A 348-nucleotide genomic window follows, 5' to 3' on the forward strand; every position below is an offset into this window, starting at 1 on the left:
CAGATCTGGCAACACCTTTGCCGGAGGACGGGCATTTCCTTCCAGCCCCTGATGATGGATGAAGAGACCTTCTTTGCTTATGAGGAGTACGCTCAGCCTTTTTCCAGTACTTACAGGCAAAAACTCGCGGCGCTGCTCGAAAAGGAAGCATACCACCCTTTTCACCGCCTCATTCGTTTGATGCTGGAAAAAGGAAAACGCCTCGAGCAGGAGGCCGTCTCCAAAATCCGCCTACCCAAACAACAGTAAAACATTGTTTTATCCCGATTTTTTAGTTAGTGTAAAATAAACTTGGGTAGAATCCATCAATTTCCACAAGGGAGGATTTGGGGCAAAAAAATAGAAGAA

Annotated in this window: 1 protein-coding gene; it reads left to right on the top strand. The window is 46.0% G+C overall.

Annotation, left to right across the window (positions count from 1 at the left end):
* Window positions 1–249: Wadjet anti-phage system protein JetD domain-containing protein (locus KKC1_RS10410; protein ID WP_202820038.1), on the top strand; the 249-nt coding region annotated here is incomplete at its 5' end.
* Between the last annotated feature and the right edge of the window lie 99 nt (window positions 250–348).

Source organism: Calderihabitans maritimus, assembly GCF_002207765.1.
In the GTDB taxonomy this organism is placed as follows: domain Bacteria; phylum Bacillota; class KKC1; order Calderihabitantales; family Calderihabitantaceae; genus Calderihabitans; species Calderihabitans maritimus.